We start from the raw sequence: 18316 nt of genomic DNA, 5'->3' as shown, positions 1-18316 counted from the left end.
CCACCGCAAGAATAGAAGGGCTCTTCACTCCTTAAACTGAATTTGTAAGGTACAAAGTCTCAGGTTTTGTATATGAATTAATAAACAGGATGATTTTTCCTTTTTATTCAGATTATAATGAAATTATTATATACGAAAGGAGCCATGGTATGGACAATGAATCTCTTTCAAATTTATTTGACGTTCAGACCGAGTTGTTTATTCCTATAGAATCCCATGATAGAAAGTATTTAAAAACACTAAAATCCTCGACTGAATGGAGTGAGATAGATCTATATGAGAAATATCAAACGTATTTCTCTCCTGCAATCTCTTCCTTTTTGTACAAGGATACGAAATGGTTTCATAAACAAATTGATCAGGATGCAGAATTGAGCTTTGCAGGGTATTCTAAAAATGAACATGATACCCAGCTGCTAGAGATAAAGGTTGAAAAAGCAGAAATTGTCCTATTTCCTCAACAAGCATATCTTCTCTTAAGACTACATACTAAAGGCAACATCCATGATATTACGAAATTCAATAGTTGGATTACAACTATTCGCAGCAGTCAAAGTAATGTATATATCCGAATGAAAAAAACTATATGTACACTTTTCGACTATATAAATCTCATATTGAATGAATTACATTTCAATGTATCTTCGCATGTTGGTAAGGTTTTTGGTTACAGCCTACTGAAAACAACTGATAGCTCTCTTGTTAATGTTCAATTGAATACATACCTCCCTGCATTAAAAGATTTTTTTGAGTTAGACCCTTCTGATTCGTTCATAGAATCGGAGCATTCAGATGTACTTCAGCGGTTCCAATCTCGGCTTCAAACTTTTTCCTTATCCGGAGGTATGGTGCTTGTAGATGAGAATATTTTATTTAATCAAGAATTCTATGGGGAATATCATCACACCATCTATAGGGACATTGCCTTGCTTGCTTTATACCAGATGGACTTCCTAAATAACTTGGCACTTCGGTTGTCAGATGTTAGAAACTTAATTTACCATCGAAAGCAAATATTATACCTACGTATGTTATTTTTAGAATTTACAAACAAATCTTGGTTTTCTCATATTAGTATGCGACCATATCCGCAGACTTTACGAGACTATTGGCAAAAGCAGCTCCAAATACAAAAATTATATGATGATGTAACAGAGCAATTAGATCAGCTTACAAACTTTGCTCAGCAAGATCGTTCTTGGTGGCTGACAATAGGTCTCGGCACATTAACACTCCTTTCTTGGCCGGGGCTTTTTATAAAAAACTCTATATTCAATACTTGGTTCCCAGATATTCCATATTTGAGCACTATACTAGCCATTTTCTTACCTGTTGCTATTATTATCGGAGTAACTTGGGATCGTTTTAGAGGAATAGCATTTTCTTTGCGTTACTCTATAAGTGAATTCTTCTCCAACAGGCAAAAATATAAAAAAGGGAGTAAAAAATTAAAGAAATACTTTAACCGTAATAATATAGATTTATAAAAACGAACATACAAAAACATGCTGCCAAGTTCTGGTAGCATGTTTTTTATACTTTGAAATGTTTTTTATTCAAGTCTTCACCTTAGATTAATGTAGCTTTATAAAAAAGTTTAATCAAAAATATGCTATAAACGTTGGTCTATCAACACTTTTAATATTTGTTTTTGAAAAAAGATTGATTAAAACCGTAGGTCGGCTACATTTCAGAACACGTATTTTATAATAAAGTTCGATCAAAAATGTGCTAGAAACATATTTGAGTGAAGTTAATGACACGCTTATAAAAGGTGTCCCAAAGCTATAATAGCATGTCATTTTTATAATATATTATAATTGATTATGAAAAGCTTTATGTACGCAGCTATTATGCATATCAGAATAATGAAATTATTTTCAAACCAGTCATAGTTTACATAATACTTTTTGTCCTGATGCAACAAAAAGTAAGGTGTGTAATTTGGTTCTTGAAACCCTTGAGAGAGTAAGGTAGAATTAAGATGCAGTAGAAATGAAAAGACCTCGTTTAGAGGATTAACACTAAGTTAGACTTGAGAACCTATTACGACAAAACAATATGGTTTTATTGGAATCCGTGAACCGCTTCCGTAGAAATGAAAAACCCTCGTTTAGAGGATTAAAAACTAGTAGAATATGTTATAGAAAATAAAAAGAAGCTGATCATCTACATATAGTAGGTAATCAGCTTCTTTTTATTGTGCAATAGACTTTTTCAGTTGTAGCTGTGAAATAAAGGTTGTATTTTAATCAAACTTTTTTATAAACGGTTAAACTTTATTTCAAATCAATAATTAACTTACTCAGCAACATCTTTTCTCTATACTGAACATTTTTATTAATCTTTGTTTTATTATCAAGACCTAAGTCGTAAAAAGGCATATAAAATATAAGTACTACTAAGGGCTCCAACTAAAATGACCTCGGCGCAATACCGAGGTCATTTTTCACAGAACTTTTTATTTAAAAAATACTTTATCTACATTATATTTTGCTTGAAGTTCATTAATAATATATGTTTCGTAAATTTCTCTTTCCATTGGATCCTCTACGATACAAGCATCAATTCGATATACTTCATCTCTATAGGCTTTAATTGGTGAAACATTGTCTTCAAAATGCTTTTTAATTCTTTGTCTTAATTTACGTGCTTTTCCAACGAATAAGAGCTCGTCATTAATATTATAAAACATAAAAATGCCACCCTTATCTCTCGGAATTAAATGAAAATCAATAAACCCGTTAATCGGAGTAATTCTTGGTTCATCACCTTTTATTACTTGCTTACGCTCTGTAATCGTAACTTCTGGTGTTGGTATCTCAATTTTGATCACTATATGTCACGTCCTTTTTTTGTTATAAAGGAAAATAGTATCACAATTATGTAAAAAAAACCATTATAATGTTATCCCATGTAAATATACTATATGTGGGCTGAACAGAGGGCTCTCTCTTTTCAATGAAAACTCACGAATTATTTGATGAATAGAATCTCAGGCCTCAGAAACGTTCATATAACGTTTTTGCTTTGCTTCACCTCCTCTACTTTGCGTTTGCAAGCTAACAATTTGATAATTAGTTGTTATTAAAAATAATATAAGTATGTAATGATACCTCTTAAAGTAAAAAAGATGCTATCTAGCATCTTTTTTTAATTTAACTAACTATTTAGTTATATTTTTAGCTAAATTACTTTTATTTTTTCCATATAACATATAAATAACTAGTCCAATAAGCATCCAGATTATAAAGCGAATCCATCATTTGAGATTAAGAATAAGTAAGAGTTCGTCATTGCAATTCCAAATGTATCCGCTTAGCTTCAAAATAAAGAACCTGAATAAACCTTTTCACATCAATACGGGGAGGTGATGTTGGCTCATTATTCAATTCCGTCATCTTTCTCCTTACGGTTGTAAAATCAAAAAACCTAGAAGCATAATTTTCGAACTTCGGGTTTAAAAAATCAGTAAGTCCAAGGGATGCTAAATGGTTTAATGATTGGTAAATTGCCCTCCGGATCCGTTGTTTAGAGGCTTCAATAGATCTTTTTAATTCAGCCTCTTCGATTGATTCTCCAAGTTTTGTTTGAGCTAAATTCATAAAAATCTCTCTTAGAGAGGGAAAACCTTGTTCAAATGTTTTATCTTGTTCATATTTATATAAATAATCCAACATGTCCATTAAGTCTTTACTTCCGCTTTCGGTAGCTATCCCTAATTCGGATAGAAGAAAATGAATGGAATCTCGAAAATGGCTGGAAGTACTTATATGTTTTTCATTACGGTATTTTTCCTGCGGACTTTGATAGCTATCTAATTTAAGCACTGTATTGAGCGATTCGTGAATGTTTTTTATCGATTTTTCCAATTGGATTCGTTCGATGACTTTTTGAACGACTGTTAATACTTCAATCCGGTTAATCGGTTTGATAATAAAGTATTCAACACCAAGCAAATACGCTTCAGCAATCAATTCTTTTGATTCTACTTGAGAAACCATGATAATTTTTCCTTTGAATGACGGTTTTATTTGACGAATCGTTTTTATCCCATCTTGAATCGGCATTAACAAATCGATAAATAAAATGTCTATATTTTTCAAGATTAGCATTTGTTGATCTACCAATGAGCCATTCTCAGCTTCTCCTACAACCTCTCCAAGATCTTCATCCTCGATAATTTGAGCCAACATTAAGCGAACCGCTTTCTCATCATCTACTATATAAAAATTCATAGAATCACCCTTTTCTAATTATGTGATCAATCCCTAATCTAATTATAAAAATCGATCCTTTTCCTTCCGCTCTGTCCTCAAACGTAACATCACCTTCAAGTTGTTCGACCATTTCTTTTACATACGATAGTCCGATACCTGTCGATGCGTTACCAGCAGCATCATATTTAGAAGTAAACCCAGGTTCGAAAATGGACTCTTTATACTTTGAGGAAATACCAGGACCGTTATCTTCAATTCGAAATTCCACCAAATCATGCTCTTTATTAATGTCAATTTTGATGGTTCCCATATCTTGGATAGCTTCTACAGCGTTTGCAACGATATTGTTTATAATTGATAAAATTGTGTAAATATGATAGTGAGGGTGCACACCATCAATCTTGTATACAAATTGGATGTCTTTCTCTAGTAAACGGGCGTATTTCTCGTTTGCTCGTACAATAATGTTTACCAATTCATATATGGACATATAATCAGTAAAACTTTCATCAGAAATCAGCTTTGAAAGTCCAGCAAAAATACGTTGATTATCCTTTTTAATATCATGGACTTCACCAGCGATTTTCAATGCATGCTGTCGTAAATCCTCAACCTGAAAGCTCATCTGACCATTCTCTAAAGAGTCTAAACTTTTATATAAATCATAAGATTTTTTTGTTATATTTTCAGCATCTTGCAACGTTTTTTTTAAATGAACAGCATCTTCATATAAATTGGAAATGAGCATGAGCATGTGTTCATTTTGTTTTTTAATTTGCCTCTCCCTTGACTGTGCTTCATACAGTTTCATCATATTGAAAAAGCTTAAAACGATAAAACTGTGGGAAAATGCGACAACGATTATCTCATATAGTGCCTCTGGTGTAATAGTTGTTTTTAATGCAAAATATTGAATCATTAATTCCACACAGTCCGATAATATTTCGATGATGAAGCCAATAAACCCAATCATCAATGGTTGGTGATGAAACCGTTTGATTTTTGCTAAATAAAAGAGACAAGAATAAGTAAAATAAAAGAAAAAACTAGGATATTGGATATGAAAGGAAGATATCCAATCCATATTCTCCTGTGTGATGAGGTCTATCAGGATACGAAATTCTACAACTACCATTCCTGTTAAAAAACCCGGGAAGAATACTGGAATTCGCCGAAATAATAACAAAAAAAAGAAAAATGTTGGTGCACCAAAGCTCATTCGAAACGTCTCATTAAAGGGGAAAAACTTTATTTCACCTGCTAAAGGTACTGTGAATATCATCAGAACCAGAATATAAATGTCTTTTTTTACCAAATTGTTGAGTTTCAAGATAATCACTTCCCAATTTTGACTAACAATCAGTATACAAACCCGTTGATATTAATACAACACTTACTCTATTTTTTATAAAAACTAAGTATCAAATCTAAGATGAAAAAATCGAAAATTGAGAGTATTCTTGATATTCCCCGACTTTATAAAGGGAAAGTACTATGTAACGCAAAAATGCTCAGACACATTATACGGCCTGAACATTTTTGCGTTTGTTCTGACACCGAAACACCCTTGATGTTTTTTAGAAAATACTTAAATCCCATTCTTTTGCAATACGTTTCAATAACATAACTCCTGGTAAACTATTCCCATATTCATCAATAGCTGGTCCATAAATACCAATACCACATCCATCTGAAAACGGCAGTTCGCTCTTTAGCCTTGAGGGGACGAGTGTCATAATCCCTCCGGACACCCCACTTTTAGCTGGCAATCCGATGAAAGCAGCAAATTTGCCAGATGCATTGTACATTCCACAAGTGAGCATTAAGGCTTTTGTTAATCTAGCTACTTCTTTAGGTAGGACTTGTTCTTTACGAATAGGATGATATCCATCATGTGCAAGTATGAGTCCTATTAAAGCTATATCCTCTGTATTTATTTCTATAGAACATTGTTTCAAGTAAACCTCTAGTGCTTCCTCCACATCCGATTCTAAAAAACCATTCTCCTTTAAATAATGTGCTAAAGCTCTATTTCGATGGGCTGTTTGCCATTCAGACTGAAACACTTTTTCATTAATGACGGGACGCTTCCCTATCATTCTTTCGATTAATGCGTAAAGAGTTTCTAATTTTTCTTGTGCCGATGTTCCTGGCAGAATCGAAGCGACTGAAATCGCTCCGGCATTAATCATAGGGTTAAACGGCTTTCCAGGTTTATGCATCTCTAAACGAATTATCGAGTTGAAAGCATCTCCAGTTGGTTCTACATCAACCCGCTCTAACACATAAGTAATACCTCGGCTTAAACAAGCCGCTATAAAGCCGATTACTTTTGATATGCTTTGTAAGGTGAAAGGTACGTCCCAATCCCCTGACTTTATCATTGTTCCATCTGGCTCTACTATACAAATACCTAATTGCGATAAATTTATCTTTCCTAAAGCAGGAATATAACTGACGTTTTGTCCTTTAACAGCATAGGTTCGATAATGTGCTATCCATTGATCTAAGCAAGCTTTCTTTTGACTCTCAACTGGAACGCTATACTCCTTTATCATTTAACCATATTCCCCCGTCCTATTAATTTTATACAGTATAAATTTTTCTTTATAATGAATAGACAAAAAGTGCAAAAAACACTGTCAAGACGGTCACCTTTCTTTATAGATTGATAGGTAATAGCATATAACCTAACCAATTATAAGCTATATTGCTCTCAAGGGTAATTAAATGTGGCCAAATCAAAGACAGCTGTTTTTTCTTATTCTATCGATATAAGCAGCTAAACATATAGACCTGTGATGTTTGAGAAATCGTTTTTAAAGGAATCGACCAGTACTTTCGCTGTTTTTCAGGTCCCTCTTTTCAAGATCTTAATATAGTTGCAATATATTAACACCTTTTACTATTCTGCATCTGTTAGTTAACAATTTTTTTGCACTAGAACCAAGAAAGATATTCAGACATATTGCAGCCCGAATATCTTTCTTATTACATACTTTTCTTTTCTGAAGTTGAAGCATCCTGATAATGCTCCCAACATTCAACGTTTTCAATTCCTTTAATGCTGTCTTTATAAAAAATAGGATCTTTACCAGCTTTTTTCTGTTTCATGTAATCATGTAACGCAGCAAAGGCTGTTTTTGATAGTAATGTAATAGCAATTAAATTTATAATAACCATAAAGCCCATAAATAAATCCGCTAAATCCCATACAAATTGGATCTTTGCAACAGAACCGAATACAATCATGGCTAACACGCTTATTCGGTATACCATCAACCATACTTTACTATTGTTTAAGAATCGAATATTTGTTTCTCCGTAATAATAGTTACCAATTAACGCACCGAATCCAAATAGGAAAACAAAGATAGCAAGACAGCCTGACGCCCAAGAACCGATGTGTTCACTTAATGCTGCTTGTGTAAGTGCAATACCATTTAGATCTGGTTGTTTGTATGCATCAGAAAGTAAAATAATAAATGCTGTGCTTGTACAGATAATCAGTGTATCCGTTAATACGCCAAATGCTTGAATAAGTCCTTGTTTCACCGGATGGCTTGTTGTTGCCGTTGCGGCAACGTTTGGCGCACTTCCCATACCAGCTTCATTTGAGAATAAACCACGTTTAACTCCATTCATGAGCGCTGCGCCGATTGAACCGCCTGCTATTTGTTTAAAGCCAAATGCGTTTTGAACAATAAGAGAAAGAACTTCCGGCATTTTTGTTATATTCGTAACTACAACAAATAATGCAACACCAATGTATAACACCGCTAGGAACATTACCTTGTATTCAGCCATTTTTGCAATACGCTGCACACCGCCAAAGATAATCGCAGCGAAAGCAATTGCCATGATAATCCCTACAGTTAAACGATCTGTACCGAATGAGTTCTCAAAAGCAAGTGTAACGGTATTTGATTGGACAGAATTGAATACAAGACCGAAAGTAATCGTAATTAAAATGGAGAATAATACTCCCATCCAACGTTTGTTCAATCCTTTTTCCATATAATAAGATGGACCGCCGCGGAAACCATTTTTATCTTTTACTTTATATATTTGCGCTAACGTACTTTCAACAAAGCTGGATGCTGAGCTAATAATAGAAATAATCCACATCCAGAATACTGCTCCAGGACCGCCTAATGCAATCGCAATCGCAATTCCTGTGATATTTCCCGTTCCAACGCGAGCGGCCATACCAATACAGAACGCTTGAAATGGAGAAACTTCGTCTTTAGAACCAGCTTTCCCTTCCATTAACACACGGATCATTTCCTTTAACATTCGAAACTGTACAAATTTCGATTTAAATGTGAAATAAATTCCGCAAGCAACAAGCATAACAATTAACAATTTAGACCACAGAAAATCATTTGTTAATCCCAATAGATCCGACAAAAATTGTTCCATATCATCACCTCATATTAAAATTTAGTAGCCTCTAATCCATATAAAATAATTTTAATTTTCCGGCACGACTAAACTCGTCTCATATACACATGTAACACAGGTAAAAATTTTCTGTGAAAATGGTATTTCCTCATTTATACGAATCTCCGTAACATGTAACCGTACAGCTGACATCTTAAAGGGCCTGACGCTTCTACATGTGAATGCTCTAGCTCCTCCTGCAAAAAAATAGTTTTTATCCTAAAATGTGGCTGCACCATCATACTTGTTCCGTATGCCGGATTTTTAAATTGGACTTATATAGATCCTTTTTGTCTCTTTTTATTATTTGTACAGGTAATTAAACAAATTTTCCGAAAATACAAATAATTTTAAGCGCTTTCATATTTGTTCTAGAATAATGTCTCTTTAGTTTATAAATTAAAGTTTCTTAGAAAAGCACTTGACTGCTCTGGTATTCCCTTCTAAATCAATACATGATATCAGTAGATCTACTCCCTTCACTTGTCTTCAAATTTTCACACCAGAACTTTCATTAATTTATAATCAACACTACAGAATCTCACCAAAAAATACATGGTTTTACAAAAAAGATTTTTTAAATATCAGAAAAGTGATTTTGGTGCAAAAACTTCAAAAAATTGCAATCAATCTCTAAACCTTCAACATACTGAAATTATTATTCTGAAAAGAGTATGTGATTAGTATGGAAAAATAAATCTTGTTGAGCTAAAGGTTGCCTTATTTGAGGAAGTTAGTAGAAGAGTCGAATACTAACTAAGGGAATTGACTATTTTAAACTGAAATTAGTTTAACGTTGAAGACCCACGTTTTTCTGACATATCCCACAAAGGATTCAGCATGTTTGTATCATTTTAAACAACTATATAGCAAAAAAATATAATAAGCCGATGATTCCTTAGTGTAGGAATCATCGGCTTTCTTCATGACGAAATTACTGACTTAGCGTACGAAATTAGCGTTTTGTTGGCGCTATCCCATGCCCATCAAGCTAAGAAATTAATTGTTCCCCAAAACGAAAAAAATGATCCAAATTCTCATAAATAACTGTAAAAAGGTAAAATTTTCGTTATGGGAGTGTCTCAAAACATTAGCTTAATGGGTATGTATGGTGACACTCTACTAAGAAAAAATATTATTTCCACATATTACAGATTGTAATTGTGATTTTTTAATTTATACTTTTTGTATAAATTTAAAAATTTGTATTATCAATGATAAATTATACAAAAATAATAACTACTCAGCTATACCTTTAATTTAGGAGTTTCATAGGCGGAAATTCGGTCTATTTTTTTGTCTACAACACAAACATGTGCGATACACTATATCTTGTGATAAAACAAGTAAACATATTTTTTAGTAAATGTTTCTAACCATCTTATATCTTCATGAGGTGACTGAATAGTTACCAGAAATATGTATATAAGTTACGGATTAGGGTTAAATTTTTAGGAGGTTTAAATGAGAAAAATATTACCAGGGGCCATTTCATCTCATACCCAGTATGGGTATTTAAAGGTACCGAAAAATGTGAGAAGTCAGTGTCCTAAATGCGGTAAACCAAGTGAATTTACGTTAAAAACGAATTTTTACCAAGTTACAAAAAGAGGATTATTCGCAGAAGGGCTTTGTTTTGAATGTCAAAAGACATCAGAATTTGTGATTATGTTTAATGATTATCCGGATCAAATAAATAAAGAAGTAGAAGTGTATATTTATAGTCCTTCGGATTTAAGAGATCCTTTAGATCAGCTCGAACGCAATAAACATATCCCTATAGACCTTGTTAGGGCATATCGCTCTACTTTAAATGTCAGTCAATCAAAAGATAATTCTGCTACTGCAGTACTGTCAAAACAAGTTCTTGAAAGTGTCCTCAAACATTTTCTTGGAGAGAAAAGTAATGGACAGTCTCTTTCCCAGCAATTTGAGCAATTGCCAAAATATATCGATTTAACTAAACCGATTCAAGATGTTGGCAACCTCGTTCATCCGGAAAGTCCTTTTCATGGGATGCTTGAATTGAAACAGGAAATTGATGATGAAGCAGTAGCTTTGTTAACAGAATTATTAGAAGTCCTTATCGAATATTTATTTGTGTTGCCTGAAAAAATCGAATCAGTACATGATAAGATTGAACAGAAATTTAAAAAGGTGTAGCATGTACATTTTAATGTTTTTATACGCTAAAAGATTTTCGAAAAACAATAGCATGATTTCAATTGGGATTTTAATTTAAAGATAAGTTTTGAGACACCATTTAAGCTATTTTTAGCTTATTTTACTTAGCGTATATTTTCGTTAAAATGTGGACGGTGCGCCATTGCCATCAACCTAACAAAATTAAATACCCCATAACAAAAAAATATTCCACATTCATATGTGATAAAAAAAGGATAGATAAAATAGAAACCTTATCTATCCTTTTTATGTATTACAAATACTTAAGTTTGCTACCTCTTACAGAAAAAAACTGAATCAGTTTTTAAATGAACATAGTAATAAATAATGATAATAGGTATAGATGAAGAAAAAACAAGGGACCTTTACATCTGTCCTTTTACTTCTTATCCCCGAATCTGTCCATTCCCACGAATCACATATTTTGTGGAAGTCAATGCAGATAGCCCCATCGGTCCCCGCGCGTGCAGCTTTTGCGTGCTGATGCCGATTTCTGCGCCGAAGCCAAATTCAAAGCCATCAGTAAAGCGGGTCGAAGCATTATGGTAGAGCGCCGCGGCATCGACGGACGTGAAAAACTTACTGACGTTTTCCTCGTTCTCTGTAATGATCGCTTCGGAATGCATGGAACCATAAGCATTGATGTGGCGAATCGCTTCTTCAACAGAGGAAACGATTCTGACTGCCAGCGTAAGAGACAAAAACTCTGTTTCCCAGTCTTCTTCTGAAGCGGGTACAAGAGAAGAATCAATTGCCAATGCTTTCTTATCTCCACGAAGCTCCACTCCTCTTTCCTTCAAGAAAGAAAACAGCTCGGTACCGAATCGCTGCGCCCAATTCTCATGAAGTATAATTGTTTCAATAGCATTGCATACAGACGGACGCTGTGTTTTGGCGTTTACGATAATATCGAATGCCATCTGTTTATCTGCTGTTTCATCAATGAAAATGTGACAATTTCCCGCACCTGTTTCCAATACAGGAACAGACGCTTCTCTCACTACAGTATCTATCAACTGCTTGCCACCTCTTGGAATAAGAACATCCAAGTACTCGTTCAATGTAAACAGCTGCTTTGCGCTGTCTCGTGAATTGTCTTCAATGAGCTGTACGCTTTCTGGAGGCAAGCTCGTTTGTTTGAGCGCTCGATGAATGACAGCGACGATGGCTTTGTTGGAATAAGCGGCGGAAGAACTACCACGCAAGATCACTGCGTTGCCTGTTTTCAAGCAAATTGTGGCCGCATCCACCGTCACGTTCGGCCTCGCCTCGTAAATCATCCCGACAACACCGAGCGGTACGCGCATCTCCCGAATAGACAAACCATTCGGCCGTTCCCATGCAGCTACACATTCTCCGACAGGATCGCGCAAATCAATTAGCTGCCGGATACCCTCTGCCATATCAATAATGCGCTGTTCATTCAGCATGAGGCGGTCGAGAAGAGAGGCAGACATTCCCTTCGCTTTACCTTGTTTGATATCCCGTTTGTTCTCCTCCAAAATATAGGATGTCTCTACTATCAATTGCTCAGCGACAGCCGCCAGTGCCTTATTTTTTTCATTAGTCGATTTGGCCACAAGCTCTCCAGCAATCTTTTTCGCTTTTTGTCCCTTTGCCAACACTTCATTCATTTTCGTTTCCCCCTTTTAAAGATTAAAAAGTATAAAATTCAAGACGTGTCCAACTCCGCCAACTAGGCACAGCGCCTTTTAGGGCGAAGGACCCTGTTTTCTTCACTTGAACGTGCCATTTAAAATGAAACCCAATTATCCCTATGAATGACCTCATAGCTATGCCTTTCGCCTCGCGCTTGAATGTCATGGCTCTGCATACCTTTTAGCTCCCGCAATTCCTCTGCACCATATCTGCATTGTCCTTTCCCTATCACGCGTCCTTGTTGCGTGATGACCTCCACAACTTCACCGGATTGAAAGATTCCAAACACACCGGTAACACCGGCAGGCAGAAGACTTTTTCCACGCTGAATGATGGCAGCGGCTGCTCCGGCATCCACTTCGATTTGTCCGCTGACAAGCGAATGCAGCGCAATCCATTGCTTGTTCATCTTGATCGCTTTTTGAGGCGTATTGCCGATATATGTTCCATCACCTTTACCCTTCAAAACATCTGAAAACTTCTCTCGTCCACGTCCTGTTCCGATGAATACACTCACACCGAGAGATAGTGCCGTCTTTGCCGCATCGATTTTCGATTTCATGCCGCCGGTACCAAGTTTTGAGCCAGCATCTCCAGCAAGAGAGGCGATTTCTTCCGTAACGGCAGGGAGAAAGTAATACTTTTTTGCGTCCGGATTTTTCTGGGGATTCCGGTCATACAAACCGTTCACATCCGTAAAAATCATGAGCATATCCGCCGAGACGAGCCCGCTTACTAAAGCTGACAGCATGTCATTATCCCCAAACGTCAGCTCCTCCAAAGAAATAGAATCGTTTTCATTGATTATAGGAAGAGCGGAACGGTTTAGTAGCTCCGATAAAGTGGCGTAGGCATTGCTGTATTGTTCTTTTCTGGAAAAATCGCTTCTTGTCAGCAGAAGCTGCGCGGTAACAATCCCATATTTGCGGAATTCTTCCGTATATGCCTGCATCAACAGACTTTGCCCGACAGCGGCGGCAGCCTGCTTCCCTTTAATTGTCACAGGTCGGCCGGGATACCCGAGAGCGGAAAAACCTGCGGCGACGGCCCCAGATGTAATCAGCACGATTTCATGTCCTTCCTGCTTCAGTCGCGCCAAGGCGGCAACGTGATCTGAAAGCTGTTCGCCAGAGATGCCGCCATGATTCGCTGCCAAGGAACTGCTTCCGATTTTTACGACAATTCGTTGTTTTTTCACTTTTGTACCCCCTAGTCTAAAATAAAAGTTTTTTATAAATTGTGCTGCTTCTTTTTTCAAATGGAGAAAAACTATTCTTCTACCACGTGCAATTTGCAGCAAAGAACCTCTCACCAATGATGCCTATCTCGCAATAAAGAGCCAAATAAAAAAGACCGCTCCGCCCTTAAAAAAGGACGAAACGGTCATTGTTCCGCGGTACCACCTTCATTGATATAAATCTATATCCGCTTGTCGCCTGTAACGCAGGCATACGCTTAAACTTTCGTTTAAGACTCAGGGATAGGTTCGATAATTTCTATACGAGGAATCTTTCAGCCTGCGGATTCCACTCTCTTGCGCAAGAAGACATATGTACTAGTTCCCTTCAACGATTTTCACTTTAATTTTTATATAGTATGCGATATAACGCATTTTTATGTCAAGAGATATTTTAGAAAATAAGGAAAGAGAGTGCTACGTTTATATTCTCCAAAATTATTTAAAATGTTATTGAGTGGTATATAACAAAAAATATTAAATTATAGAAAATGTACTTGTTTAGTGCAGAATAAAAGTGATTTCTATATATTTTTTGTATTGCAAAAAGTAATGTACTCTCTTAAAATGTTTTTTTATACGAATCTCGATATAGTTTATAATGTTTATTTCTTATGTACGGGATATCGTTATTTTTTTAGAATAATAATTTCAAACCAATAAAATTTATACTAAAAGGAGCAAGAGCGAGTTATTATGAACAAACAAATAGGATTCATCGGATGTGGAAACATGGGTATCGCTATGATAGGTGGAATGATTAACAAAAATATAGTTTCTTCAGATAAAATAATTTGTTCAGATGTAAGTGTCATTAATTTAAAAAATGCTAGTGAAAAATATGACATAACTACAACTACTGACAACAATGAAGTAGCTAACAATGCTGATATTTTAATTTTATCAATCAAACCAGACCTATACTCATCAGTAATTAGCCAAATAAAAGAGCAGATAAAAAACGATGTACTAGTCGTAACTATTGCTGCAGGAAAAAGTATTAAGAGTACTGAGAATGCTTTCGGCAGAAAGTTAAAAGTTGTTAGAGTAATGCCTAATACACCTGCTCTTGTTGGAGAAGGAATGTCTGCGTTATGTGCTAATGAAATGGTTACAGAAAAAGATCTAGAAGACATACTAAATATATTTAATAGTTTTGGCCAAACAGAGATAGTAAACGAAAAATTAATGGATGTTGTAACATCTGTAAGTGGTTCTTCTCCAGCATATGTATATATGTTTATAGAAGCCATGGCAGATGCTGCTGTACTAGATGGTATGCCAAGAGCTCAAGCATATAAATTCGCAGCTCAAGCTGTATTGGGTTCTGCAAAAATGGTACTTGAAACAGGAATACATCCAGGCGCACTTAAAGATATGGTTTGTTCTCCAGGTGGAACGACAATAGAAGCTGTAGCAACATTAGAGGAAAAAGGCTTAAGAACAGCTATCATTTCAGCTATGAAACGTTGTACTCAAAAATCTGTTGAAATGTCCAGTTTAACTAGTAAGTAAGAAATTACGTTTAGAGGTAACATCACATTCATCAATTTAAGCTATTTTAAAGTTAAAAGCCTGTTACTATTTTCTTATAGGGGTACCGTAACATGGCCATCAGGCTAAGAAATCCTTTTCTCCTCACAACAAAAAAGAATCTTACTTCTTATAAATAGTTGTAGAAAAGGAAATTTTTCGTTATGAATTATTTTATTTTTTAGGCTGATGGGCATGTGGTACTACCCCACATCCATCAACTTAAGGATTTAGACTATTTTTGAAGCTAAAAGCACGTTACTATTCTCTTATGTTAATGAGAAAGGGTGACGTGCTTTTTATGAATATGCACCAAAAACAAGAGTTATCTTTATTTGCCGAAGAGTTATATCGATATATGTCTCCCGCTACACTTAATCAATTAGCTATAGAAGCAGGCGGAATGAAACGAAAACGTAAGTGCCACGGGCACCATTTCTTATCTTTGTGTGTATGGTTAAATCAACAAATCGCTACTACCTCTCTTACTCAACTTTGTAGTCAATTAGAAACTTCAACAGGAATCTTATTAAGTCCGGAGGGACTTAATCGACGATTTAACTCGGCTTCTGTAGCCTTTTTTCGAACTGTATTTACTACACTTCTACAAGCTAAAATTGGAGGAGTATCTAAGATTTCTCATTCTCTTTCTTCTTATTTTGAGCGGATTCTCGTCCTTGATTCTACAACCTTCCAAGTTCCAGATCGATTCGCAACTACTTATCCTGGTGCCGGAGGATGTAGTCATACAGCTGGTGTGAAAATTCAACTAGAGTATGACTTGTTGAGTGGAAAATTTTCTGATGTGGAAATTGAACCAGGAAAACGAAGTGATCAGGCATATAGTACGACTCGAACAGGCATGGCACAAAAGAATGAATTATATATTCGTGACTTAGGATATTTTCGTCTACAAGACTTTAAGTCTATTCAAGATAAGCAGGGATATTATTTATCACGTCTTAAGTTACCAACTAAAATATATAGAAAAGAATTTGAAACAGTGGTATTTAAAACAAAACCTGCTCAATTGAAACCGGTATATACACAAATTCATTTGGAAGACATCATGAAACAATTGCAGCCTGGCCAAGTGTATGAATTACATGATGTATATGTAGGGAGTAAAGACAAACTGCCTACTCGTATTGTAGTTTATAGATGTACCGAGGAGCAAAAAAAGAAACGCCTACGTGATCGAGCTATTCGCGAAAAGAAAAAAGGAATTACATATACAGAGCGTACGAAACTTTTACAAGGTATTACGGTATATATGACAAACATTCCTACGGAATGGGTACCAAAAGAGAAAATTTATGATTTATATTCACTACGTTGGCAAATTGAGCTGTTATTTAAAATATGGAAATCTTGGTTTCAAATTCATCGTTGTAAATCTATTAAACAAGAACGATTAGAATGTCACCTTTATGGGCAACTCATTAGTATTCTATTATGTTCTTCTACTATGTTTAAAGTGCGAGAACTCCTGTTACGTAAGAAACAGAAAGAGCTAAGTGAATATAAAGCGATGTACATAATTAAGGATTATTTTTTACTTTTTTACCAAGCATTACACAAAAACACCCAAGAATTATCAAAGGTTCTCCTTCGTCTGTTTAACCTCCTACAGCACAACGGACGAAAATCTCATCGATATGAGAAAAAGACAGTCTTTGATATTTTGGGTGTTGTTTATGAGTATACCACTTCTACTCATCAGGTAGCATAGTAAAAAAATTGAAACCCGTCAGGGTTTATTTGATATGCCCACTTTTATAAAATCTATAAAAGATAATAAAAAACTATATGGAAAGACCGCATTTTGTATAAAAATATACCTTAAGTTGATGGATGTGTGGTACTACCCCTATATGTAATACATACTATTTCTCTAATTCTTTGGTTGTTCAATTGCCCCAGCTACATCATAATAACTAAGTTCAAGTTCTGTTTGTTCACCAAGAGCAAGTTTTGCAAGTTCAGAACCTAAGTAAGGCCCTGCTGTTAACCCAGAAGCACCCAACCCATTTGCAACTAGTATGCCTTCAAAGTTAGGTAATGCGCCAATCACAGGAAGAAAGCCTGGTGTAAATGGTCTATATCCGACTCTCGTTTCAAGTACCGTGCTATTTGATAAACCTGGAGCAACCGATAATGCTTTATCGAATACCTCAAGTAATCCACCTGCTGTTACTCGGTAATCAAATCCAGTATCATTTTCATGTGTTGCACCTACTACGACACGACCATCTTCAAACGCAAGAATGTACTGGTCATTTGGCGGCATAACAACAGGCCAACTTTCTGTATTTATTTCTGGCATATGGAGATGAACAATTTGCGCTTTTTGGAATGTAACTAAGAAATTAACACCAAGCGGCTGCAATAACTCATTTGCCCAAGCACCAGCAGTTACGATAACTTGATCAGCTGTTAAAGTCTCACCATTTACTTCAATACCAATAACTCGATTGTCTTCATGAACTAATGATGCATCTCCCATGATACATACAGCACCTTGTTTTTTAGCTGCATTCAAAAGAGACTGACGAAGCGCTCTTCCGTTCACACGAGCAGCACCACTAATATGTACAGCGCTATATTCTTCTGATAACGGTGGAAATAAGCTCTTTGTTTCAGAACTTGATAGACGAGTAATTTCACCGATTTCCGGAGCATCCTCGCGTCGTTTATATGCCCGCTCTTCCATTTGATCTAATTTTTTCTCTTCTGTATGAAGACTGATCGCACCTACACGTTTATAACCTGTATCCGTTTCGCCATCTGCTTCTAATTGTTGAATTAAAGAAGCATAGTAACGAGCTCCACCTTTTGCGATTTGGTACCAAGCTTTATTCCGACGCTGTGAGAGCCAAGGACATACAATTCCCGCTGCTGCATCAGTCGCCTGTCCTAAATCTTGGCGATCGACCAATGTAACATGTGCTCCTGCTTTCGCAAGATGGTAAGCAGTAGATGCTCCAAGAATTCCAGCTCCAATTACAATATACGTTTTCATTCATAACACCTTTTCTAT

13 protein-coding genes, 1 pseudogene and 1 other annotated feature are annotated in these 18316 nt (G+C 35.7%); of the genes and pseudogenes, 4 read left to right on the top strand and 10 right to left on the bottom strand.

The genetic code is table 11. The features are described 5' to 3' along the window. Positions 1–149 precede the first annotated feature (149 nt). Positions 150–1487: a hypothetical protein gene (locus NKR74_RS10990; RefSeq protein ID WP_253629557.1), complete on the top strand. Its 1338-nt coding sequence runs from the start codon at positions 150–152 to the stop codon at positions 1485–1487. Between the two features lie 974 nt (positions 1488–2461). On the opposite strand, the gene NKR74_RS10985 is transcribed toward NKR74_RS10990, so the two are convergent. The 7 genes and pseudogenes from NKR74_RS10985 to NKR74_RS10955 all read right to left on the bottom strand — a co-directional run bounded on the left by NKR74_RS10985 (position 2462) and on the right by NKR74_RS10955 (position 8642). Next, positions 2462–2836 carry a nucleotide excision repair endonuclease gene (locus NKR74_RS10985; RefSeq protein WP_253629556.1) on the bottom strand — a complete coding sequence of 125 codons (375 nt, stop codon included), beginning with the start codon at positions 2834–2836 and terminating at the stop codon, positions 2462–2464. 90 nt (positions 2837–2926) lie between these two features. Continuing rightward, positions 2927–3091, bottom strand: a pseudogene (locus NKR74_RS10980) (Ger(x)C family spore germination protein); the annotation flags it as partial. 75 nt (positions 3092–3166) lie between these two features. Then, positions 3167–3259: an amino acid permease C-terminal domain-containing protein gene (locus NKR74_RS10975; protein ID WP_255258179.1), complete on the bottom strand. Its 93-nt coding sequence runs from the start codon at positions 3257–3259 to the stop codon at positions 3167–3169. Positions 3260–3293: 34 nt separating this feature from the next. Continuing rightward, positions 3294–4238, bottom strand: coding sequence for a response regulator (locus NKR74_RS10970; protein ID WP_253629555.1), 945 nt, complete (start codon positions 4236–4238; stop codon positions 3294–3296). A 4-nt stretch (positions 4239–4242) separates the two neighbouring features. Further along, positions 4243–5559, bottom strand: coding sequence for an ATP-binding protein (locus NKR74_RS10965; RefSeq protein WP_309247631.1), 1317 nt, complete (start codon positions 5557–5559; stop codon positions 4243–4245). A gap of 238 nt (positions 5560–5797) precedes the next feature. After that, positions 5798–6778: a glutaminase gene (locus NKR74_RS10960; RefSeq protein ID WP_253629554.1), complete on the bottom strand. Its 981-nt coding sequence runs from the start codon at positions 6776–6778 to the stop codon at positions 5798–5800. Between the two features lie 433 nt (positions 6779–7211). Beyond that, positions 7212–8642 (bottom strand): alanine/glycine:cation symporter family protein, encoded by a 1431-nt coding sequence (locus tag NKR74_RS10955; RefSeq protein WP_253629553.1) that lies wholly within the window; start codon positions 8640–8642, stop codon positions 7212–7214. Between the two features lie 1485 nt (positions 8643–10127). On the opposite strand from NKR74_RS10955, the gene NKR74_RS10950 reads away from it, so the two are divergent. After that, positions 10128–10826: a hypothetical protein gene (locus NKR74_RS10950; protein WP_253629552.1), complete on the top strand. Its 699-nt coding sequence runs from the start codon at positions 10128–10130 to the stop codon at positions 10824–10826. Between the two features lie 407 nt (positions 10827–11233). Here NKR74_RS10950 and NKR74_RS10945 read toward each other — a convergent pair whose 3' ends face one another. Further along, complete coding sequence (locus NKR74_RS10945) at positions 11234–12481, bottom strand: glutamate-5-semialdehyde dehydrogenase (RefSeq protein WP_253629551.1); 1248 nt, start codon at positions 12479–12481, stop codon at positions 11234–11236. Positions 12482–12600: 119 nt separating this feature from the next. Continuing rightward, positions 12601–13740 (bottom strand): glutamate 5-kinase, encoded by a 1140-nt coding sequence (proB, locus tag NKR74_RS10940; protein WP_309247652.1) that lies wholly within the window; start codon positions 13738–13740, stop codon positions 12601–12603. A gap of 133 nt (positions 13741–13873) precedes the next feature. Then, positions 13874–14084, bottom strand: a binding site (T-box leader). 355 nt (positions 14085–14439) lie between these two features. Here proB and proC point away from each other — a divergent pair. Together proC and NKR74_RS10930 are read left to right on the top strand one after the other, a co-directional pair. Continuing rightward, positions 14440–15258: a pyrroline-5-carboxylate reductase gene (gene proC, locus NKR74_RS10935; protein WP_253629549.1), complete on the top strand. Its 819-nt coding sequence runs from the start codon at positions 14440–14442 to the stop codon at positions 15256–15258. 319 nt (positions 15259–15577) lie between these two features. Continuing rightward, positions 15578–17008 (top strand): IS4 family transposase, encoded by a 1431-nt coding sequence (locus NKR74_RS10930; RefSeq protein ID WP_253629246.1) that lies wholly within the window; start codon positions 15578–15580, stop codon positions 17006–17008. Positions 17009–17170: 162 nt separating this feature from the next. Here NKR74_RS10930 and NKR74_RS10925 read toward each other — a convergent pair whose 3' ends face one another. Further along, positions 17171–18298, bottom strand: coding sequence for an NAD(P)/FAD-dependent oxidoreductase (locus tag NKR74_RS10925; protein WP_253629548.1), 1128 nt, complete (start codon positions 18296–18298; stop codon positions 17171–17173). Positions 18299–18316 lie beyond the last annotated feature (18 nt).

The sequence above is a fragment of the Bacillus sp. 3103sda1 genome (assembly GCF_024159135.1).
Lineage (GTDB): Bacteria > Bacillota > Bacilli > Bacillales > Bacillaceae_G > Bacillus_A > Bacillus_A rhizoplanae.
The sequence above is the reverse complement of the archived record's forward strand: the minus strand, read 5'-3'. Positions and strand labels throughout refer to the sequence as shown.

Excerpts from the sequence above, each read along its gene's own strand:
- NKR74_RS10990 (WP_253629557.1), top strand. The coding sequence starts at position 150 with ATGGACAATGAATCTCTTTCAAATTTATTTGACGTTCAGACCGAGTTG.
- NKR74_RS10970 (WP_253629555.1), bottom strand. The coding sequence starts at position 4,238 with ATGAATTTTTATATAGTAGATGATGAGAAAGCGGTTCGCTTAATGTTG.
- NKR74_RS10960 (WP_253629554.1), bottom strand. The coding sequence starts at position 6,778 with ATGATAAAGGAGTATAGCGTTCCAGTTGAGAGTCAAAAGAAAGCTTGC.
- NKR74_RS10955 (WP_253629553.1), bottom strand. The coding sequence starts at position 8,642 with ATGGAACAATTTTTGTCGGATCTATTGGGATTAACAAATGATTTTCTG.
- NKR74_RS10950 (WP_253629552.1), top strand. The coding sequence starts at position 10,128 with ATGAGAAAAATATTACCAGGGGCCATTTCATCTCATACCCAGTATGGG.
- NKR74_RS10945 (WP_253629551.1), bottom strand. The coding sequence starts at position 12,481 with ATGAATGAAGTGTTGGCAAAGGGACAAAAAGCGAAAAAGATTGCTGGA.
- proC (WP_253629549.1), top strand. The coding sequence starts at position 14,440 with ATGAACAAACAAATAGGATTCATCGGATGTGGAAACATGGGTATCGCT.
- NKR74_RS10930 (WP_253629246.1), top strand. The coding sequence starts at position 15,578 with ATGAATATGCACCAAAAACAAGAGTTATCTTTATTTGCCGAAGAGTTA.
- NKR74_RS10925 (WP_253629548.1), bottom strand. The coding sequence starts at position 18,298 with ATGAAAACGTATATTGTAATTGGAGCTGGAATTCTTGGAGCATCTACT.